We start from the raw sequence: 19,705 nt of genomic DNA, 5'->3' as shown, positions 1-19,705 counted from the left end.
GGTCACTCGGTCCGCTCGGCCGCCGCGCTCGCGGCGTCGTGGAGCCGTTCGAGCAGTTCCGCGTCGACGCGACCGACGTCCTCCGCCTCCTTCAGCAGGCAGCCGATCGTCCGCTCGATCTCGTCCGGCGCGAGCGGCTCGTCGGCGTCGTCGTGGCGCAGCGCGGCGACCGCGCGCGCCCAGTCCAGCGTCTCGGCGACGCCCGGGCGCTTGAGGAACGACTCCTCGCGCAGGCGCTCGACCACCGAGCACACCTCGGCGGCGACCGCGGCGTCGAGCTCGGGCACCTTCCGGCGGACGATCTCGTACTCCGTCTCGAACGACGGCGGCTCGACGTGGAGGTAGAGGCACCGCCGCTTCAGCGCGTCGCTCAGCCCCCGCGTCCGGTTCGACGTGAGGATCACGATCGGCGGCGTCGACGCGCTCACGGTTCCGTACTCCGGGATCGACACCTGGAAGTCCGAGAGCAGCTCAAGGAGGAACGCCTCGAACTCCTCGTCCGCGCGGTCGATCTCGTCGATCAGCAGCACCGGCGGGCGCCCCTCCGAACTGCGGAGCGCGCGCAACAGGGGGCGTTCGAGGAGGTACTCCTCGCCGAACACCGAGCCGGCGGCGTCGCCGCCGCTGACCGCGTCGGCGACGCCGCCCCCGTCGCGCTCGCCGACAGCTCCGGCGTCGCCGTTCGTCGCGGCGCCGCCGGCGACCGTGCCCTCGTCGGCCTGCACGGCGAGCAGCTGTTTGGTGTAGTTCCACTCGTAGAGGGCGTTCTCGGCGGTGAGCCCCTCGTAACACTGGAGGCGGATCAGCTCCGTGTCGAACCCCTCCGCGAGCGTCTTGCCGAGCTCCGTCTTCCCGCTTCCGGGCGGCCCCTCGACGAGGAGCGGGCGCCCCAAGCGGAGCGCCAGATCGACCGTCGTCACAGTGCGGTCGTCGGCGACGTAGTCGGTCGCCTCGAAGCGCTCGCGCAGTTCCTCCTCGGTGAGCGAGTCGAAGGGGCCCGCGTCGAGCTCCCCGCTCACGCCTCTGCCCCCTCGAGGTACGACGCCGGGTCGTTCGCGAACGAGTCGGCGCAGCCGTGACAGCAGAAGTGGTACGTCTCGCCGTCGTGCTCGACCGAGGCGTCCGCCGTCGCCGGGTCGACGGTCATGCCGCAGACCGGGTCGATCGCGGTCGCGTCGTCGGCCGCGGCGGTCTCGTCGTCGCTTCCGTCATCCGCCTCGGCGGTCGCGTCGTCACTTCCGTCGTCGTCAGCCGAATCGACTGCAGCGGTATCGCCCGTGCCGACAGCGCCGCCCGTGCCGCGCGCCCCGCCTGCCCGCACCGAGCTCGCCTTCGACCGCTCGCCGACGACCTCGGCGAGCAGGCTCGCCGCGATCGCCGCCGGGGTGTAGGCCGCCACATCGACGCCGGCGGGGTTCGTCACCGCCGCGACGACGTCGCCCACGTCGCTGTCGAGCAGCCCCGCGGCGCGCTCGGTCACCTCGGCCGCCCGCTCGTCGCTGGCGACGAGACCGACGTAGGGCGCGTCCGCGAGGATCCCGGCGGCGACGCCGCGCGCGTCGTACTCGCCCATCGAGGCGACGACGACGAGCGGCCCGGGGCCGACGGCGTCGGCGATCGCCTCGTGGTCGACCGTGTCGAGCACCCGCGTCGACGCCGGCACGTCGCGGTCGGCGTCGGCGTCGGCGTCGGCGACGACGAGCGTCACGTCGACGGCGAGCTCGTCGGCCAGCCGCGCGAGCGACCGGGTCACCGGCGAGTCGCCGACTGCGACGAGTTCGGTCGGCGGCGTCACGGGCTCGATGAACAGCTCCAGCACGCCCTCGCTGTGACACGTCATCGGGAAGGCGTCGAGCCCGGGTCGGTCGACGGTGTCGGGGTCGGGCGCGATCCCGACGAGCCGGGGGCTCCCCTCCTCGATCGCCGCCGCGCCCTGCGTCGCCACGATCGACTGCGCGCAGGCCGCGCCGCCGACCCACCCGTGGATCTCGCCGTCGGCGGTGACGACCGCGCGGTCGCCGACGTTGGCCGACACCGGCGGCTCGCGCCGGACGATCGTCGCCCGCGCGTACGGCTCGCCGCGCTCGGCGAGCGCCGCCTCCAGGTCGGAGACGTCGCCGTCGTCGGTCCCCGTCGCGGTCCCGCTCGGTTCGTCGCGTTCGGGCCGCTCGCCCCCGTCGATCGCGGGCTCGTCGGCCTCGCCGTGCTCGGTCTCGTCGTGTTCGGTCTCGTCGTGTGTCATCAGTTGGTGGAAGCGGTCCCGCCGCCCCCGGGCGAGTCGGCCGAACGGGCGGCCGTCGCGGCCGGTCGGTGGGCCGGCGCGACCGAGGGCGACGCGCGGCTGGCTGCGTGCGGCTCAGTCGTCGGCCGGTTCGGCGCCGTCGCCGAGGTCGAACTCGACGTTGTGGGCGGGCTGGTGGGCCAGTCCCGCCTCGTCGAGCGTCTCCCAGACGACGTCCGGCGTCATCGGCATCTCCACGTGGGAGACGCCGGCGTGGCTCATCGCGTCGACGACGGCGTTGACGATCGCCGGCGGCGACCCGACCGTGGGCGACTCGCCGACGCCCTTCGCGCCGATCGGGTGGTGCGGCGACGGCGTGACGGTGTGTCCCGTCTCGAAGTTCGGGATCTCGTTGGCCGTCGGCAGCAGGTAGTTCATGAAGTCGCCGCCGGTGACGTTGCCGTTGTCGTCGTAGGTGACCTTCTCTAACATCGCGGTGCCGATCCCCTGCGCGAGTCCGCCGTGGATCTGCCCCTCGATGATCATCGGGTTGATGCGGTTCCCGCAGTCGTCGACCGCGACGAACTTCTCGAAGTCGACCTCGCCGGTCTCGCGGTCGACCTCGACGACGACGATGTACGAGCCGAACGGGTACGTCATCTCCGGCGGGTCGTAGTAGTTCACGGCCTCCAGCCCGGGCTCCTCGTCGCCGGGGTGGTTCATGTAGGCGCCGGCCGCGATCTCCGTGATGGTGATCGAGCGGTCGGGCGCGCCGGCGACGTGGAACTCGCCGGACTCGCGGTCCCACTCGATGTCCTCCTCGGCGGCCTCCAGCTCGTTGGCGGCGATCGACTTCGCCTTGTCGCGCACCTTGCGCGCGGCGACGGCGGCGGCCGCGCCCGCGACGGGCGTCGACCGCGAGCCGTACGTCCCGAGCCCGTACGGCTCGGTGTCGGTGTCGCCGTGCTCGACCGTAATCGAGTCCACGTCCATCCCGAGCTCCTCGGCGACGATCTGCGCGAAGGTGGTCTCGTGGCCCTGCCCCTGCGTCTGGACGCCGACCCGCAACACGGCGTTGCCGGTCGGGTTCACGCGCAGGTCCGCGGAGTCGAACATCTCGATGCCGGCGATGTCGCACTGCTTGCCGGGCCCGGCGCCGACGACCTCCGTGAACGAGGAGATGCCGATGCCGATGAGCTTGTCCGCGTCCTCGTCGATCCGTCGCTGCTGCTCCTCGCGGTAGTGCTCGTAGTCGGCCATCTCCAGGGCCTTGTCGAGCGCCTTCTCGTAGTTCCCGGAGTCGTAGTTCCAGCCCGTCGCCGACTCGTACGGGAACGCGTCCGAGGGGATGAAGTTCCGCCGGCGTATCTCCGCCGGGTCCAGGTCGAGCTCGTCGGCGAGCACCTTCACCATGCGCTCGATGAGGTACACCGCCTCCGTGACGCGGAACGAGCACCGGTAGGCGACGCCGCCGGGCGCGGTGTTGGTGAACGCGGCCGTCAGCGACCCGTACGCGGCCTCGATATCGTACGAGCCGGTGAAGATGTTGAAGAAGCCGGCCGGGAACTTCGACGGCTGGGCCGCCGCGTTGTACGCGCCGTGGTTGGCGAGCACGTCGACCTTGACGCCCTCGATGACGCCGTCCTCGGTGGCGGCGAGCTCGCCGGTCATGTCGTAGTCGCGGGCGAACCCGGTCGTCTGGATGTTCTCGGAGCGCTCTTCGATCCACTTCACCGGCTGTTCGAGGACGTACGACGCCGCCGCGGCGACGACGTACCCCGGGTAGATCGGTACCTTGTTGCCGAACCCGCCGCCGACGTCGGGGCTCACGATCCGGACCTTATGCTCCGGGATCCCCGACACCTGCGAGAACAGGGTGCGGTGGGCGTGGGGCGCCTGCGACGTCATGTGGACGGTCATCTTGTCCATCCCGGGGTCCCAGTCGGCGACCGCGCCGCACGTCTCGATCGGCGCGGGGTGAAGCCGCTGGTACAGCATGTCCTCCTCGACGGTGACGTCGGCCTGGTCGAACACCTCGTCGGTGGCCTCCTCGTCGCCCGTGTCCCAGTCGAAGATGTGGTTGTCCTCCTGGTCGTCGAGCTCGTCGCGGACCAGCGGCGCGTCCGCTTCGAGCGCCTCCTCGGCGTCGACGACGGGGTCGAGCACGTCGTAGTCGACCTCGACCTTCTCGGCCCCGTCCTTCGCCGCGTAGCGGTCCTTCGCGATGACGGCCGCGACCTCCTGCGACTGGAACTTCACCTTGTCGTTGACGAGCACATCCTGCGTGTCGTCCATCAGCGTCGGCATCGTCGCGAGGTCGTGCTCCAGTAAGTCCTCGGCCGTCAGCACGGCGACGACGTCGTCCATCGCCTCGGCGCGGGAGCCGTCGATCTCCTCGATCCGGGCGTGGGCGTGTGGGCTCCGGACGATCTCGCAGTGGAGCATGCCCGACTTCTTGATGTCGTCGACGTAGTTGCCGCGGCCGGTGATGAAGCGCTTGTCCTCCTTGCGCGTCACCTCCTCGCCCATGCCGCCGCGGCCGTGGCCGCAGTGTTTCTCCGGGTCGGGTCCGCCGTCCTCGTCGTGCTGATACTCCGTTTCCGCGTCCGGCGTGTCTGGTTCGCTACTCATTTGGTGTCACCTCGGTCGGTCGCATCGGCGCCCGCGTCGGCGTCGCCCGTGACGTCCGCGTCGCCAGTGCCGTCCGCGTCGTCCGCGTCATCGAGGAGCGCGTCGCGGTCGAACGGGTCCGCCTCGTCGGGGCCGCCGCAGCAGTCCTCGCGGCCGCAGAACGTGTCCGCGTCACCGCCGAACTCGGGGGCCGCGTGGCCGCCCTCGGGCGACGCCGCGGGCCCCCCGTCCGTCGCGCCGTCGACCGCGACCGCGCCGCCGTCGGCGGCGGCCCGGTTCTCCAGCTCCGCGGCCGCGTACTCTATCGAGCGGACGATGTTCTGGTAGCCGGTACAGCGACAGAGGTTGCCGCTGATCGCGTCGCGGATCGTCTCCTCGTCCGGGTCCGGATGCTCGTCGAGCAGCGCCTTGCCCGCCATCAGCATCCCCGGGGTGCAGTAGCCGCACTGCAGGCCGTGCTCCTCCCGGAACCCCTCCTGGAGCGGGTGGATGTCGTCGGCCTCGGGGAGGTCCTCCATCCCCTCGACGGTGAGGATCTCCGCCCCGTCGGCCTGCGCGGCGAACATCAGACAGGACTTGATCGGCTCGCCGTCCTTCAGCACGGTGCAGGCGCCGCAGTTGCCCGTGTCACAGCCGATGTGCGTGCCCGTCATGTCCAGGTCCTCTCGGATCGCGTGGACGAGCAGGCGCCGCGGCTCGACCTCGACCGTGTGCTCGGTGCCGTTGACCGTCAGCGTGATCTCGCGTTCGTCAGTCACTGTGTGACCCTCCGTTCGACCGTCACCGTGCCAGCGCGCTCGGCGGCGTCGCCCAGCGCGCGCTGGGTGAGGACGTCGACCATCCGCTCCTTGTAGTCGGCGCCGCCGTGTTCGTCAGACTCCGGATTCGACTGCTCGGCGGCCAGTTCGCCCGCCGTCGCGAACAGGTCGGGGCTGGGCCGCTCGCCTTCGAGGTGCTCCTCGGCGTCCGTCGCCCGCGCGTTCGTGATGTCGACGGCGGTCATTCCGATCCCGGCCGACTCGATGACGCCGTCGTCGTCGAAGACGAGCCGGACGCCGACGCCCGCCATCGCGTAGTCGCCGGTCTTGCGCTTCAGCTTGTGGTACGCGCTCCCCTCGTTCGGCCCGGGCTCGGGGACGCGGATCTCGGTGATCAGCTCCTGCTCGCCGAGCGTCGTGTCGTACGGGAGCAGGAAGAACTCGTCCGCCGGGATCGCCCGGTCTCCGTCCGGACCGGTGGCGATCACCTCGCCCTCGTGGGCGAGGAGGATGCTCCCCCAGTCGCCCTTCGGGTCGGCCTGCGCGACGGAGCCGACGACCGTGCCGCGGTTCCGGATCTGCGGGTCGGCGACCAGCGGCGCGGCGTCGGCGAAGCTGCCGTACTTCTCGTCGATCAGGTCCGAGTCCTCGACGTCGGCGTGGCGCGCGAGCGCGCCGAGCCGGAGAGAGCCGTCCTCCTCGCGGAGGTAGTCGAGCGAGTCGATGCCGTTGATGTCGACGACCACGTCGGGGTTCGCGAGCCGGAACCGCAGCATCGGTACGAGGCTCTGTCCCCCGGCGAGGATCGTCGGGTCGTCGAGGCTCTCCAACAGGCTGACCGCCTCGTCGACCGTCTCGGGTTCGTGGTGCTCGAACGGTGCGGACTTCATCCGAACATCCCCCGGATCTTGTCCGTGACCCCCGAGTCCGTCTCCTCGACGTCGGTCATCTGCGACTCGATCGAGGTGAAGAAGTTGTTCACGATCTTGTTGGCGACCGGGTTGATGACGCGGCCGCCGAGCTGCGCGATCCGACCGGAGATGTCGGCCTCGGTCCACCACTCGATTTGGGAGCCGTCGCCGTCCTCTTGCGGATGGATGTGCATCCCGGAGTTCATGCTGAAGCTGCTCCCGCTCGCGGAGCCGGAGCCGGTGGCCGTCATCTCGAAGGTCTCCTCGTCGCGGTCCTCGATCGTCACCGTCGTCTCGAACTTCGGCTTCACGCTGCCGACGCCGACCTGCATCAGCGCCGCGTAGTCCTGCCCGGCCCGGAACGCCCGGGCGGCGACGTCGTCGGCCTCCGCCTCCGGCAGCGTCGGGACGTCCGCCTCCGCCTCGTAGGAGTCCCACTCGAACGAGTCGTCCATCGGGGTGATGTACTTACACCCCTTCAGCGAGTCGCGCACCGCGACCGGGTCCGAGAGGACGACCCACGCCTTCTCCGGCGGGACGCCGTCGAGCTCGAACTCGCCGTCGAACTCCATCAGCGACACCCCCCGGTCGCCGCTTCCGCCGTCGTTCGACCGTCCGTCACCGTCATCTTTTATACCCCCCTACTATGAGCATACTATTACCACGGCAATGATACTCTGTACCATCATAATAAACCTTATTGACCATGAAGGATCGCCCGGATGCGCCGATATCGACCGCGAACGACGCGGAGGAAGCGGATGAATGGTACCGACGACGAACCTGACGGCGACGGGCGTGTCGACGACGAGGGCGACGGAGACGGGCGTGTCGACGACGGGGGCGACGGGGACGACGGCCACGGTCACGGCGAGATCACCCCGCTGAGAGCCGCCGCGGAGCGCGTCCGCGACCTCCGCGAGGAGTGGCTCGACCGGTGGGACGTCGAGTCGGTCTCGCTCGATCGGGTCTCCGGTCGCACCCTCGCGGAGCCCGTCGACGCCCCCGACGACGTGCCGGCCCGGAGCCACGCCACGATGGACGGCTACGCCTTCGACGCGACCGAGGGGTACCCGTACGAGCTGGTCGACCGGGAGGTGTTCCCGGAGTCCGACCCGTCCGCGCTCGGCGACGGCGAGGCCGTCCGTATCTTCACGGGCGCGCCGCTTCCCGCCGGGGCCGACGCCGTCCTCAAGCAGGAGCAGGCGACCGTGGAGGACGGCCGGCTCGACGGCTCGCCGACCGAGCCCGGCACGTACGTCTACGAGCGCGGCAGCAACGTCGCGGCCGGCGAGCGGCTGTTCGCGGCCGGCGAGCGGCTCGGCGCGAAGGACGCGGTCCTGCTCGGCGACCTCGGGATCGACGAGGTCCCGGTCGTCGAGCGGCTCTCGGTCGGCCTGCTGGCGACCGGCACGGAGATCCACGAGGGGCGCCACGCGGACCTCGACTCGCCGATGCTCGCGGGGCTCGTCCGCGGGTGGGGCGCGGAGGCGACGTACGAGGGCACCGTCCCCGACGAGTACGAGCGCGTCAGGGACCGGATCGCCGGGCTCGCCGCCGGCCACGACGTCGTGATGACGACCGGGGGCACGAGCGTCGGCGACAAGGATTACGTCGTCCGGGCGCTCCGCGAACTCGGCACCGTGCGCTTCCACCGGGTCGCGCTGCGACCGGGCAAGCCGATCGCGGTCGCGACGCTCGACGACCGCGACGCCGTCGTCTTCGCGATCCCCGGCAAGCCGGTCGGCGCGCACGCCGTGACCTCGCTGGTCGCGCGCCCCTTCTTCACCGGGAACACCGCGCTCCCGACCGTCGACGCCGCGGTGACGAGCGACGTCGGCATCTCCGTCCCGGGGTTCACCTACGCCGTCCCGGTGACGCTCGACGGGGGCGAGGCGACGCCGCTCGGCCACGTCGACTCGCCGCTCGCCGTCTACGACGAGACGTTCGACCCGAGCGTGCTCTCCTCGAGCACGCGGGCGACGCGCGCCGACGGGTTCGTGCTCACCGAGTCGGCGCTGTCGGCCGGCGAGGCGGTCGACGTCGTCCCGTACCCCGTCGTCGAGCGATGACCGACGAGGGGCTCCCGCTCGCGACGCCGCCGTTCGAGGGGGAGGGCACCGCTCGGGCCCGAGTCGCCGGCGTGCTGCTCGCCGCGGGGACGAGCAGCCGCTTCGGCGACGCCAACAAGCTCCTCGCGACCGTCGACGGCGAGCCGGTGGTCCGACGCGCCGCTCGGACGCTGGTCGACGCCGGGCTGGACCCGGTGGTCGTCGTCGTCGGTCACGAGGCCGGTCGAGTCCGGGCGGCCGTCGCCGATCTCCCCGTGGAAACCGTCGACAACGACGCGTACGAGGCGGGCCAGTCGACCTCGGTCCGAGCCGGGATCGACGCGGTTCGGGAGGGAGAAGACGGCACCGGAGGAGGGGCGGACGTCGACGCCGCGGTCATCGCGCTCGGCGACATGCCGTTCGTCGACCCGGAGACCGTCGAGACGCTCGTCGCGGCGCACGCCGCGGGCGCCGGCGACGCCCTCGCGGCCGCCCACGAGTGGGACCGGGGGAACCCCGTGCTGTTCGACCGGCGGTTCTTCGACCGGCTCGCCGACGTCGACGGGGACGTGGGGGGCCGCGAGATCCTGCTCGCGGACGACGCGAGCGCGCTCGTCGCCGTCGACGACCCGGGGGTCCGCCGAGACGTGGACCGGCCGACCGACCTCCCGGAGGGCGGTTCGGGGGACGGCTGATCGACCGAGCGGGAGGCGGCTGATCGACCGACCGAGGGACGGGCGACGGCCGCGACTCGCCCGGGTTCCGAGCGCGGTTCGACCGGCCGGCGTCTACTCCTCGGGCGTCGATTTCCTGACCACGATGTTCCCGTCCTCGACGTGCCACTCCACGCGGTCGCCGGCGCCGACGTCGAGGAAGTTTCGAACGGGCTTCGGGACCGTCGTCAGGTTCTTTTCCGACACTTTGGTGTCCGTGAGGTTACCCATCGATCTCCACCTTACGGCGTAGCAGGGACATAGTTTACGCTACGGTAGCGCGTAGCGGCGACGCGCGGAGGTCGGCCGGCGGCCTCCGGAACGCGCTCGGCGGTCAGACGGCGGAGTTCCAGCGGTGGGCGCCCCCCTCGGAGGCCCGGTCGAAGTCCAGATCGAACCGGTCCGATTCGATCAGCACGGGTCCCGGGACGTAGAAGTCGGTATCGGCGGCCGCGCCGCCGTCGACGGCGGCGAGCAGGTCGCGCTCGCACATCGTCTCCAACACGTCGCTGACGGTGCGCTCGCGGCCCTCGATCAGGTTCGCCTCCTCGATCACGGCGTCGACGGTGACGCGCCCCTCTAACATCGCCAACCGGATCGCCGATACCCACGCCGGCTCGCGCTTCATCTCCCGGCACACGATACAGTACTACATATCAGGGGTCATTATAAAATTACTCACCTGAGCGATAGAATCAATCGGACGGCACGGCCGCGGCGGGTGCGGTTCGGGAGTCGTCCCGGTCGGTAGACGTATGACGAATCGAGGCGAACCGACGGGCGATGACGGACTCACCGTCGACAAACGATCTGGCGACCGCCTTCGACGAGGGCGACGTCGCGCTCGCCGCGCTCGAGAACGCGTACAGCCCGCGGCTCGTGGAGCTCGACGGCGACCTCGGCCTCGACGTCGTCTGACTGGACCTCGAACACGGCGGCCCCGACCCGTGGGACGCGGGCCGGATCGAGGACCTGCTCCGCGCGGCCGAGGCGACCGACACGGAGCTGCTCGTGCGGCTCCCGAGCACCGACCCGGCCCTCGTCCGGAAGGCGCTCGACCAGGGCGTGCGGAACGTGTTCCTCCCGCGCGTCGAGGGTCCGGAGGAGGTGCGGGCGGCGGTCAAGTCGGCGCGGTTCGAGTACGGCGGCGAGCCGGGGGACCGCGGGCTGGGCTCGCCGCGGGCCCGCCGCTGGGGGCTCGCCGACGGCTACATCGCGACCGAGGACGCGGAGACGCTCGTCGGCGCGACGATCGAGACCGAGGCGGCCGTCGCGAACCTCGACGACATCCTCGCGGTCCCGGAGCTCGGCTTCGTCTTCGTCGGGCCGTTCGACCTGTCGGTCTCGCTCGGCCACCCCGGCGAGATCGGCCATCCGGAGGTCCGGGAGACTGTCGAGACGGTCCGGTCGAAGGCCGTCGCCGCGGACGTGCCCCTCGGCGGGCTCGGGTTCGACGCGGACGACGTCGACGAGAAGGCGGCGAACGGCTACCAGCTGCTGAATCTCGGGAGTACGACCGGAGCGCTCAAGGGAGCCGTGACGGGCTGGCTCGACGGCTACGAGACCGACCGGTGGGCGCGACCCGGGCGGCCTACGACGGGGATCCGATACCGGGGCCCGGTGGCGTCTGGCCCGATACGTGTCGTTAGACTGATTTTTACTCATCCGCTGTCGCTCGCGGGTACGCCGCCCGACAGGCCAAATTCTTTATACCACTGTTCGTATACCCACCCGTGTCGCTCCCACGTCTTCGGATCCGTCCGCAGCACGGAGTCTGCGCGCTGGGGGCGCTCTGTTTCGGGCTCGGCCTCGCTCACCTCGCGACCGAGGGCGAGGGGCTCGGGACGGGACTGGAGGCGTTCGTGATCTGCGGTATCGCCCTCTTGGTGGTCGCGACGGCGTACAAGCTTCCGAACCGGCCGATATCCCGCTCGGGGAAGTGGCGGGCGCTGCGGTTGGCGGTCACCGTGGCCGGGTCGTTCGCGCTCCTCGCGTTCGCCGTCTGGCTGATATGGGCGGTGGAGGGACAGGAGGGGGAGCTCTCCTTCCTCCTCGCGTTCGCGACCGCGCTCGGCTCCGCGGTCGGCATCCGGGGCGGGCTGTACGCGGTCGAGGCCGACGAGCGGCTCAGCGAGGCCCGCGACCTGACGAAGCTGCTGACGATCAACCAGCGCGTGCTGCGGCACAACCTCCGCAACGAGCTCTGCGTCGCGCTCGGCAACTTGGACAGGATCGAACGGCGCGACCACGGCCCGGAGACGGCCGAGGACGTGCGAACCGCGCGGACGCACCTGAACGGTCTCCTCGAGACGACCGACCGCACGCGGGAGATCGTCTCGATCTGGAACACCGACCAGCGCGAGACGTTCCGCCTCCGGGAGCTCTTGGAGGAGCGGATCGACGCGGTCGCGGCGGCGTATCCGGACGTGTCGATCGGGACCGAGTTCGACGGCGACCCGCGCGTGTCGTCGCACCCGGCGCTTCCGACGGCGATCGAGGAGGCGCTCCGCAACGCGGCCGAGCACACGCCGACCGACGTCGCGGTCACCGTCACGCTCCGCACCGACCGGACGGGAGCGGCGGTCGTGGAGGTCGCCGACACCGGAGCGGGGATCCCGGGGTACGAGGTGGACGCGATCGAGGGCTCGGCGGAGACGGCGCTCGTCCACACGCAGGGGCTCGGGCTCTGGATAATCTACTGGACCGTCGAGACGTCGGACGGGACGTTCGAACTGCTGGAGAACGAGCCGACCGGGACCGTCCTCCGGATCACGCTGCCGACCGCGGAGGAGGCCTGACCGACTCCGCCCCCGACCGGCGGCAAGGGCGGCGTCGCGGCAGCGTCGCGGCGCGCGGTTCGGTCGAGCGGACCAATATTGTGTTAATCACGCAAACATCTAAGTCGGCACGGACCGTACGTGGCGCCGATGGCCGAAGAGATCGATGAGATCCGACGACGGAAGCTCGAGGAGCTTCGGAACCGAGACGGGACGGAAGCGACCGACGAGACGGAGTCGACGAGTCCCTCCGAGCCCGTTCCGGTCGCCGGGAAGGCGGAACTGAGCGAGACCGTCTCCGAGCGGTCGGTCGTGTTGGTCGACTTCTACGCCGACTGGTGCGGCCCGTGCCAGATGCTCGAACCGGTCGTCGAGTCGATCGCCGCCGAGACCGACGCGACCGTGGCGAAGGTGGACGTCGACGCGAACCAGGGGCTCGCCGCCGAGTACGGCGTCCGCGGCGTCCCGACGCTCCTGCTGTTCGCCGACGGGGAGCAGGTCGAGCGCCTCGTCGGAATGCAGGACGAGTCGCGCCTCCGCTCCGCGATCGAGGAGCACGCGTGAGCAGTCCGGACCGATGAACGGATCCGAACCGAGTCGGGGGCTCGGTCGCCGATGAGCGACGCGCCGCCGGTCGCGCACGTCCGAGACGACCGCGCCGAGCTGACCGACCTCGCGCTCGACCTCCTCGCGGTCGACAGTTCGAACCCGCCGGGCGACACGCGAGCGGTGGTCGACGCGATCGAGCGATTCCTCGACCCCCTTCCGGTCGATGTCGAGCGCTTCGCGGTCGACCCGGCGAAGCCGAACCTCCTCGTTCGCGTCGCCGGGGAGTCCGACCGGACCCTGCTGTACAACGGCCACCTCGACACGGTGCCGTTCGACGCCGGCGCGTGGACCCGCGACCCGCTCGGCGAGCTCGCGGACGACCGCGTCTACGGCCGCGGCGCGACCGATATGAAGGGCGCCGTGGCGTCGATGCTGTTCGCGGTCCGGGCGTTCGCGGTGACCGACGCCGAGCCGCCGGTCGACCTGCTGTTCGCGCTCGTGAGCGACGAGGAGGTCGGCGGCGACGCGGGACTGCCGGCGTTGTTGGAGGCCGGGCGGCTCGACGCGGACGCCTGCGTGATCGGCGAGCCCACCTGCGAGGCGGGCCGGCACTCGGTCACGGTCGCCGACCGCGGCAGCATCTGGCTGACGCTCGCGGCGAGCGGCGAGGGGGCTCACGGCTCCCGGCCGACCCTCGGTGTCAACGCGATCGACCGCCTCTACGGCGCCGTAGAGAAACTGCGCGACCGCTTCGGCTCCGAGCGGCTGGACGTCGGCGCCGACGTCGAGCCGATCGTCGAGGAGTCTGTCGACTACTACGCCCCGGCGATGGGCGAGGAGGCCGCCCGAGAGCTGTTCCGCTACCCCTCGATCAACCTCGGCGTCCTCGAGGGCGGCGACGCGATAAACAGCGTCCCGGAGTCGGCTCGGGCCGAGGTCGACGTGCGCCTGACCGCGGGCGTCTCGACGCCCGACGTGCTCTCCCGGATCCGGGCCTGCGTCGCCGGCTGCGAGGGCATAACGATCACCGACGTCTCGTGGAGCGTCGGCACCGCGGAGCCCTCCGGCAGCCCGCTGGTCGAGGCGGTGGCGTCGACGGCGGCCGACGTCACGGGCGAGCCCGTCTTCCGGCGGAGCGCGACGGGCGGCGGGGACGCGAAGACGCTCCGAAACGCTGGGATTCCGACCGTCGAGTTCGCGCTCGGAACCGACACCGTCCACGCCGCAGACGAGTACGTGCCCGTCGACGCGCTCGTCGGCAACGCCGTCGTCTACGCGCGGCTCCCGTCGGCGTGGGCGGCGGCGTCGGAGCGGTGAGGCGAATCGAGGTGAAGTCGGGTGACACGAGGTGATCTGACGCGGGCGTCCGCGTCGTACGAGTCGTCCGCGGCGCGCCTTGTCGACCGGTTTTTCACGGACTTGGAATTGAAGCGCAATACTAATGTCAACCGGCTCCAACTCACATCTATGACGGAGATAGAACCAGACGAGACCGTCGATTCCAGAGGCGCCGCCTGCCCCGGTCCTCTGATGGACCTCATCGGCGCGATCCGGGGCGTCGATTCCGGCGCGGTGATACGGCTCTTGAGCGACAACGAGCAGTCGCACACCGACGTCCCGGAGTGGGCCGAGGAGTCCGGGAACGAGCTGCTCGCCGTCGAAGAGCGCGACGACCACGCCGCGTTCTACGTGGAGAAAGCATGACGGAACGCATCGTCATCGTCGGCGGCGGGACCGGCGGTTCGGTCCTCGCGAACGACCTCGCCGACCGCCTCGAACCGGAGCTCGACGCCGGCGACGTGGAGGTCACCCTCGTCAACGACGGCCCCGAGCAGGTGTATAAGCCGGTGTGGCTGTACGTCCCCTTCGGTCAGCGCGAGCCGGCGGACGGCCGCCGGCGCCTCGACGAGCTGGTCGACGACGCGGTCGACCTCCGGATCGACCGCGTGAGCGACGTCGACACCGACGCCAAGCGGCTCCGGTTCGACGACGGCCCGTCGATGGAGTACGACTACCTCGTGTTAGCGACGGGGTCGACGCTGGAGCCCGAACGGATCCCCGGCCTCGCGGAGGGCGGACACGACTACTACAGCGAGTCGGGCGCGACCGAGCTCCGGGACGAGCTGCTGTCGTTCACCGAGGGCGAGATCGTGTTGAGCGTCGTCGGCACGCCCCACATGTGCCCCGCGGCGCCCCTCGAGTTCGTCTTCATGATCGACGACTGGTTCCGGAAGCGCGGGCTCCGCGAGGACGTCGAGGTCACCTACACGTACCCGATCCAGCGCGTCCACGGCAACCCCCACATCGCGGAGTGGGCGAGGCCGATCATGGACGAGCGCGGCATCGACGTGGAGACGTTCTTCAACGCCGAGTCGGTCGACCCCGACGCGGGGACGATCACCTCGATGGAGGGGACCGAGCTCGGCTACGACCTCCTCGTGTCGATCCCGCCGCACGCCGGCGTCGACCTGATCGAGGAGGCTGGGCTCGGCGACGACGGCTGGGTCGACGTGAATAAACACACGCTCGAGGCCGAGGCCGCGGACGACGTCTACGCGCTCGGCGACACCGCGGCCACCGGCGTTCCGAACGCCGGCAGCGTGGCGCACTACCAGGCCGGGGTCGTCGGGGAGCGGCTCGCCAGCGACGTCCGCGGGCGGCCGGCGACCGCCACCTACGACGGCAAGACGCTGTGCTTCATCGAGACGGGCATGGACGCGGCCTCGTTCGTCGAGTTCGACTACGAGAACCCGCCGTCGCCGGCGCCGCCCTCGCAGAAGCTCCACTGGTCGAAGCTGGCGTACAACGAGTCGTACTGGCTCACCGCACGGGGGTTGCTCTGACCATGTCCGAAGAGCAGTTCTCCGAGCGGAGCGACCTCGAGGCGGCGATCGAGGAGAATCCGGAGGCCGTCGCCGAGTTCGTCGAGCGGCTCGACGCCGTCAACGAGCTGCTCGACGTGCTCTCGCTCGGGGAGAACGCGCTCGACGACGAGATGGTCCGCGAGCTGTCGGCGACGGGCGCGACCCTCGCGGAGTCCGCGGACGGGATCGCGACCGACGAGACGGTCGGGCTGGCCGCGGCGGTCGGCGAGAACGGCGACGAACTGCGCGAGGCGCTTGAGACGCTGACCGAGCTCCAGCGGAGCGGCGCGTTGGACGAGCTGGCGGAGCTGGCGCAGGTCGGGTCGCTCGCGACGGCCGCCCTCGACGACGAGATGGTGACTTCGCTGGCCGGCACCGGGGCCGCGCTCGGCGAGGTCGCGCAGACGGCCGCGGACGACGACGCCCGCGACGGCGTGAAGACGATGCTCGACGGAGTCGGCGCCGCCCACCGGAGCGATCCCGAGCCGGTCGGCGCGCTCGGACTGGCACGGAGCATCCGCGACCCCGAGATCCAGTACGGGCTGGGCTACGTGCTCGCCGTCTCCAAGGCGATCGGTCGGGAGCGCGCCGACGGAGAGCGCTGAGGGGGCGCAGGCTCCGGCGACAGTTCTCGTATGCACGACCCGGCCGCGTACGGGTTCGGCTCCGACTGATCGAACTCGATTCGGACGACTCGGTTCAGCGGAGCCTACCGGAACGCGGGAGCGGGACGCAAAAGGGGGACGACGGGTATCGGGGGACGGAACGCCGGTCCGGAGAGCAGATCAGACGAGCAGTTGGATGTCGGCCTCGACCATGTCCTGCAGGGCCGTCGCGGCGCCGACGCCGGTGGTGACGCCGTCGTAGAAGTCGTCCTCGTCGTAGCCCATCAACTCGATGGTCATCTGACAGGCCTGGAACTCGACGCCCATGTCGAGGCTCGTCTCCAAGAGCTCCTGGACCGAGGCGGTGTCGTTGTCCTCGATCCGCTTTTCCATCATCCGCGTCGTCACGCGGTCCATCCCGGGGAGCGCGCCGACGACGTTCGGGACCGGCATGTTGGGGTTGCCGACGGAACTCATCTTGAGGCTCTTCGACCGCTCCTCATGCAGGATGTCGAGCCCCCAGAACGTGTGGAAGACGGTCACGTCGTAGCCGAAGGCGGCGGCGGTGCTGGCGAGGATCAGCGGCGGGTACGCCATGTCGAGGCTCCCCTTCGTGGCGATGATGCTCATCTTCTTCGCGTCGTCCTTGGCCGTGGCCTCGGCGAGCGACGCCTCCAGTTCGTCGACGCGCGCGGCGAGTTCGGCGCGGGAGGGGGCGTCGTCCGCCGCCGCGTCCGCGCCGTCCGGGGACGATGTGTCGGTACTCATCGTCACTCCGTCTTGCGGACGTAGTGTTTGTACACGTTGTCGCCTTCCTCCTGACCGACGAGTTCGACGCCGGCGGTACCCGAGGCCCAGCCGTCGATGTCGCTCATGCTTCCCGGGTCGGTCGCCAGCACTTCGAGGACCTGCTCTTCGGCCAGTTCGTCGATCGCGCCCTTCGTCTTCACGACCGGCATGGGACACGATGCGCCTTTCACGTCTAACGTCTCCGCGATATCGTATTCGGCACTCATTGGTTATCTGCTCCGTTGGTCTGTATTGGAGCTATTGCACAATACCCCCGCCACCGTTAAAAGAATGTTGTTTTTTGTGTTTGACGCGAACAACCAGTTACGCCGATAATTCCGCGGTGACACATGAGCCGCTTCCTAAACGTGTGAAGCGCATTATTTCGGTTTGTCTCCCGACTCTATATTGTGTGGTTGTTGAATTACTATGCGAACTCTTTTGTATTCCCGTCCGGTACAGTGAGGTGTACAACATGGACGCAGACGATTTCCCGACCCCGGATGTCGAAGTCGAGACGATCGAACCGGAAGCGCTGAAAGGACGCATCGACGCGGGCGAAGACCTGACGCTGCTCGACACGCGGATGGGCTCCGACTACGAGGAGTGGCGCATCGACGGCGAGAACGTCACCTCCATCAACGTCCCGTACTACGAGTTCCTCGACGACGAGATCGACGAGGACGTCCTCGACCGGATCCCCGAGGACCGCGAGGTGACCGTCCTGTGCGCGAAGGGCGGCGCCAGCGAGTACGTCGCGGGGGAGCTCGCGGAGCGCGGCTACGACGTGAACCACCTCGAAGACGGCATGAACGGCTGGGCCGGTATCTACGAGACCGTCGAAGTCACCGGCTACGACGGCGCCGGCACGCTCCTGCAGTACCAGCGCCCCTCGTCCGGCTGTCTCGGGTACCTGCTCTACGACGACGGCGAGGCGGCGGTCATCGACCCGCTCCGCGCGTTCACCGACCGCTACCTCGACGACGCCGACGACCTCGGCGTCGAGCTGCGGTACGCGTTCGACACCCACGTCCACGCCGACCACATCTCGGGCGTGCGCGACCTCGACGAGGCGGGCGTCGAGGGCGTCATCCCCGCGGCCGCGGTCGACCGCGGCGTCACCTACGCCGACGAGCTGACCCAGGCCGAGGACGGCGACACCTTCGCGGTCGGCGACGCGGTGATCGAGACCGTCGCCACGCCCGGCCACACGACCGGGATGACCTCGTACCTCGTCGACGAGAGCCTGCTCGCGACCGGCGACGGGCTGTTCATCGAGAGCGTCGCTCGCCCGGACCTCGAAGAGGGCGACGACGGCGCGCCGGACGCGGCACGGACGCTCTACGAATCGCTTCAGGAGCGCGTCCTGCCGCTCCCCGACGACACGCTGATCGGGGGCGCCCACTTCAGCGACGCCGCGGTGCCGGCCGACGACGGCACGTACACCGCGCCGATCGGCGATCTCGTCGAGGAGATGGACGCGCTCACGATGGAGGAGGACGCGTTCGTCGAACTCATCCTCTCGGACATGCCGCCGCGGCCGGCCAACTACGAGGACATCATCGCGACGAACCTCGGGCAGAAGGCCGTCGACGACGACGAGGCGTTCGCCCTCGAACTCGGCCCGAACAACTGCGCCGCGAGCCAGGAATCGCTCGCGGATGACTGAGACCGCCATCGATGCCTGACCCACTCGTCGCACAGGCGGCCGCCGACCTCTTCCCGAACGGGATCAGCCGGTACGCCGTCGGCGGACTGCTCGTCGGCCTCGGCGCGGTCGTGATATACGTCGGGACGGGGATCGCGGCCGGCGCGAGCACCTTCCTCGAGTCGACGCTGTCGTACGTGTCGGGGCAGTCGCGGTTCCGGCGGTACGTGAGCTCTCGCGACTGGCGCGTCGTGTTCACACTCGGGATCGTCCTCGGCGGCGCGGCGTTCGCGGCGACGGTCCAGTCGGGCGTCATCACGACGTCGCTCTACCAGCCCGGAACCACCGGGCGGACGTACGAGCTCGCGGGCGTGACCCTGTGGCTGACCGACGTCCAGCCGTGGCGACTGTTCTTCGGCGGGATACTCGTCGGCATCGGAACCCGAATCGGGAAGGGGTGCACCTCGGGGCACGGCGTCTGCGGCGTCGGGTCGGCGTCGAAGACGTCGCTCGTCGGCGTGGCGACGTTCCTCGCGGTCGCGATCCTGACCGCACAGCTCGTCGCCGCGCTGGGGGTGAGTCCGTGATGTGCGAGACGCGAGGCGCGAACGGAGTGAGCGCCTCGGAGGGCGAACGGCGAACGGACGTGAGCCGCGAGACGCTCGCGTCTCGAACCGCGCGAACGGGAGCGACCGGAGGGAGCGACGCGTGAGCGACGAGAGACATCCCCTGTTCATGCCGCTGATCCTCGTCGGCGGCCTGATCTTCGGGTTCGGGCTCGGCTTCAGCCACATGGCGCGGCCGGAGGTCGTGCTGAACTTCCTCAGGTTCGAGGACTTCGGGCTGCTGTTCGTGATGTTCGGCGCGGCCGTCGTCTCCGGCGTCGCCTTCGCGGTGATGCCGCGGATCCGCGACGCCGCGCCGCTGACCGGCGACCGGTACGAACGGCGGCTGAAGCCCTTCGACCGCAATGTCGTGATCGGCGGCGCCGTCTTCGGCGTCGGCTGGGGCCTGTCGGGCATCTGTCCCGGCGCGGCGTACGCCAGCCTCGGCGTCGGCAACGTCACCATCCTCTGGGCGCTCGGCGGCATGTTCGTCGGCGCGTACCTCCAGGGGTACTGGCGGAGCAGGACCCGGGCGCGTGACGCCGCCGCGGCGGGCGCGGACTGACCCGCCCACCCGCAGATG

The 19,705-nt window shown here is 70.3% G+C and carries 22 protein-coding genes and 1 pseudogene; 13 read left to right on the top strand and 10 right to left on the bottom strand.

Annotated features, from left to right (window positions below; all coding sequences use genetic code 11):
• Positions 1 to 2: 2 nt before the first annotated feature.
• The 6 genes from DJ75_RS09240 to DJ75_RS09215 all read right to left on the bottom strand — a co-directional run bounded on the left by DJ75_RS09240 (position 3) and on the right by DJ75_RS09215 (position 7,093).
• Complete coding sequence (locus DJ75_RS09240) at positions 3 to 1,019, bottom strand: MoxR family ATPase (protein WP_094524197.1); 1,017 nt, start codon at positions 1,017 to 1,019, stop codon at positions 3 to 5.
• Positions 1,016 to 2,242, bottom strand: a complete 1,227-nt coding sequence (locus tag DJ75_RS09235) for an XdhC family protein (RefSeq protein WP_094524196.1) — start codon at positions 2,240 to 2,242, stop codon at positions 1,016 to 1,018. The genes DJ75_RS09240 and DJ75_RS09235 overlap by 4 nt, the downstream gene beginning before the upstream one ends.
• 114 nt (positions 2,243 to 2,356) lie before the next feature.
• Positions 2,357 to 4,852 (bottom strand): aerobic carbon-monoxide dehydrogenase large subunit, encoded by a 2,496-nt coding sequence (locus tag DJ75_RS09230; protein ID WP_094524195.1) that lies wholly within the window; start codon positions 4,850 to 4,852, stop codon positions 2,357 to 2,359.
• On the bottom strand, positions 4,849 to 5,610 hold the full coding sequence (locus tag DJ75_RS19290) for a (2Fe-2S)-binding protein (RefSeq protein WP_094524194.1): 762 nt from the start codon (positions 5,608 to 5,610) through the stop codon (positions 4,849 to 4,851). The genes DJ75_RS09230 and DJ75_RS19290 overlap by 4 nt, the downstream gene beginning before the upstream one ends.
• Complete coding sequence (locus DJ75_RS09220; RefSeq protein ID WP_094524193.1) at positions 5,607 to 6,500, bottom strand: xanthine dehydrogenase family protein subunit M; 894 nt, start codon at positions 6,498 to 6,500, stop codon at positions 5,607 to 5,609. The genes DJ75_RS19290 and DJ75_RS09220 overlap by 4 nt, the downstream gene beginning before the upstream one ends.
• A complete protein-coding gene (locus tag DJ75_RS09215; RefSeq protein ID WP_094524240.1) occupies positions 6,497 to 7,093 on the bottom strand; it encodes a CoxG family protein in 597 nt (198 codons plus the stop codon). The genes DJ75_RS09220 and DJ75_RS09215 overlap by 4 nt, the downstream gene beginning before the upstream one ends.
• A 189-nt stretch (positions 7,094 to 7,282) precedes the next feature.
• Here DJ75_RS09215 and DJ75_RS09210 point away from each other — a divergent pair, with 189 nt between their 5' ends.
• On the top strand, positions 7,283 to 8,593 hold the full coding sequence (locus tag DJ75_RS09210) for a molybdopterin molybdotransferase MoeA (protein ID WP_094524192.1): 1,311 nt from the start codon (positions 7,283 to 7,285) through the stop codon (positions 8,591 to 8,593).
• Positions 8,590 to 9,267 carry an NTP transferase domain-containing protein gene (locus DJ75_RS09205; protein ID WP_094524191.1) on the top strand — a complete coding sequence of 226 codons (678 nt, stop codon included), beginning with the start codon at positions 8,590 to 8,592 and terminating at the stop codon, positions 9,265 to 9,267. The genes DJ75_RS09210 and DJ75_RS09205 overlap by 4 nt, the downstream gene beginning before the upstream one ends.
• A 93-nt stretch (positions 9,268 to 9,360) precedes the next feature.
• On the opposite strand, the gene DJ75_RS18170 is transcribed toward DJ75_RS09205, so the two are convergent.
• Together DJ75_RS18170 and DJ75_RS09200 are read right to left on the bottom strand one after the other, a co-directional pair.
• Positions 9,361 to 9,516, bottom strand: coding sequence for an AbrB/MazE/SpoVT family DNA-binding domain-containing protein (locus tag DJ75_RS18170; protein WP_141211999.1), 156 nt, complete (start codon positions 9,514 to 9,516; stop codon positions 9,361 to 9,363).
• 103 nt (positions 9,517 to 9,619) lie between these two features.
• Positions 9,620 to 9,913 carry a hypothetical protein gene (locus DJ75_RS09200; RefSeq protein ID WP_217900380.1) on the bottom strand — a complete coding sequence of 98 codons (294 nt, stop codon included), beginning with the start codon at positions 9,911 to 9,913 and terminating at the stop codon, positions 9,620 to 9,622.
• A 155-nt stretch (positions 9,914 to 10,068) separates the two neighbouring features.
• Between DJ75_RS09200 and DJ75_RS09195 the strand changes: the two are divergent.
• From DJ75_RS09195 to DJ75_RS09165, 7 genes and pseudogenes are all read left to right on the top strand, one after another.
• Positions 10,069 to 10,854: pseudogene (locus tag DJ75_RS09195) on the top strand (HpcH/HpaI aldolase/citrate lyase family protein); the annotation flags it as partial.
• A 164-nt stretch (positions 10,855 to 11,018) separates the two neighbouring features.
• Positions 11,019 to 12,083, top strand: coding sequence for a HAMP domain-containing sensor histidine kinase (locus DJ75_RS09190; protein WP_249269099.1), 1,065 nt, complete (start codon positions 11,019 to 11,021; stop codon positions 12,081 to 12,083).
• 129 nt (positions 12,084 to 12,212) lie between these two features.
• Positions 12,213 to 12,626, top strand: coding sequence for a thioredoxin (gene trxA / locus DJ75_RS09185; protein ID WP_094524238.1), 414 nt, complete (start codon positions 12,213 to 12,215; stop codon positions 12,624 to 12,626).
• Between the two features lie 51 nt (positions 12,627 to 12,677).
• Positions 12,678 to 13,928, top strand: coding sequence for a M20 family metallopeptidase (locus tag DJ75_RS09180; protein ID WP_094524189.1), 1,251 nt, complete (start codon positions 12,678 to 12,680; stop codon positions 13,926 to 13,928).
• A 150-nt stretch (positions 13,929 to 14,078) separates the two neighbouring features.
• Positions 14,079 to 14,315 carry a sulfurtransferase TusA family protein gene (locus tag DJ75_RS09175; protein WP_094524188.1) on the top strand — a complete coding sequence of 79 codons (237 nt, stop codon included), beginning with the start codon at positions 14,079 to 14,081 and terminating at the stop codon, positions 14,313 to 14,315.
• A complete protein-coding gene (locus DJ75_RS09170) occupies positions 14,312 to 15,454 on the top strand; it encodes an NAD(P)/FAD-dependent oxidoreductase (RefSeq protein ID WP_094524187.1) in 1,143 nt (380 codons plus the stop codon). The genes DJ75_RS09175 and DJ75_RS09170 overlap by 4 nt, the downstream gene beginning before the upstream one ends.
• Before the next feature lie 2 nt (positions 15,455 to 15,456).
• A complete protein-coding gene (locus tag DJ75_RS09165; protein ID WP_094524186.1) occupies positions 15,457 to 16,080 on the top strand; it encodes a DUF1641 domain-containing protein in 624 nt (207 codons plus the stop codon).
• Between the two features lie 180 nt (positions 16,081 to 16,260).
• Here the strand turns inward: DJ75_RS09165 and DJ75_RS09160 are convergent, their stop codons facing one another.
• Together DJ75_RS09160 and DJ75_RS09155 are read right to left on the bottom strand one after the other, a co-directional pair.
• Positions 16,261 to 16,848 carry a DsrE/DsrF/DrsH-like family protein gene (locus DJ75_RS09160; RefSeq protein ID WP_094524185.1) on the bottom strand — a complete coding sequence of 196 codons (588 nt, stop codon included), beginning with the start codon at positions 16,846 to 16,848 and terminating at the stop codon, positions 16,261 to 16,263.
• Positions 16,849 to 16,850: 2 nt separating this feature from the next.
• On the bottom strand, positions 16,851 to 17,096 hold the full coding sequence (locus tag DJ75_RS09155) for a sulfurtransferase TusA family protein (protein WP_094524184.1): 246 nt from the start codon (positions 17,094 to 17,096) through the stop codon (positions 16,851 to 16,853).
• Between the two features lie 248 nt (positions 17,097 to 17,344).
• Between DJ75_RS09155 and DJ75_RS09150 the strand changes: the two genes are divergently transcribed.
• Genes DJ75_RS09150 through DJ75_RS09140 form a run of 4 tightly spaced genes read left to right on the top strand, consistent with a single transcriptional unit; the run spans position 17,345 to position 19,687 of the window.
• Positions 17,345 to 18,538 (top strand): MBL fold metallo-hydrolase, encoded by a 1,194-nt coding sequence (locus tag DJ75_RS09150; RefSeq protein WP_094524183.1) that lies wholly within the window; start codon positions 17,345 to 17,347, stop codon positions 18,536 to 18,538.
• 11 nt (positions 18,539 to 18,549) lie between these two features.
• Positions 18,550 to 19,104 carry a YeeE/YedE family protein gene (locus tag DJ75_RS09145; protein ID WP_094524182.1) on the top strand — a complete coding sequence of 185 codons (555 nt, stop codon included), beginning with the start codon at positions 18,550 to 18,552 and terminating at the stop codon, positions 19,102 to 19,104.
• Entirely contained in the window at positions 19,104 to 19,229 is a 126-nt protein-coding gene (locus DJ75_RS19070) for a hypothetical protein (RefSeq protein ID WP_254921924.1), read from the top strand. Before DJ75_RS09145 ends, DJ75_RS19070 begins: the two co-directional genes overlap by 1 nt.
• A gap of 23 nt (positions 19,230 to 19,252) precedes the next feature.
• A complete protein-coding gene (locus DJ75_RS09140) occupies positions 19,253 to 19,687 on the top strand; it encodes a YeeE/YedE family protein (RefSeq protein ID WP_094524181.1) in 435 nt (144 codons plus the stop codon).
• The last annotated feature ends 18 nt before the right edge of the window (positions 19,688 to 19,705 follow it).

This window comes from Halorubrum sp. Eb13 (assembly GCF_002252895.1).
Classification (GTDB): domain Archaea; phylum Halobacteriota; class Halobacteria; order Halobacteriales; family Haloferacaceae; genus Halorubrum.
The sequence above is the reverse complement of the archived record's forward strand: the minus strand, read 5'-3'. Positions and strand labels throughout refer to the sequence as shown.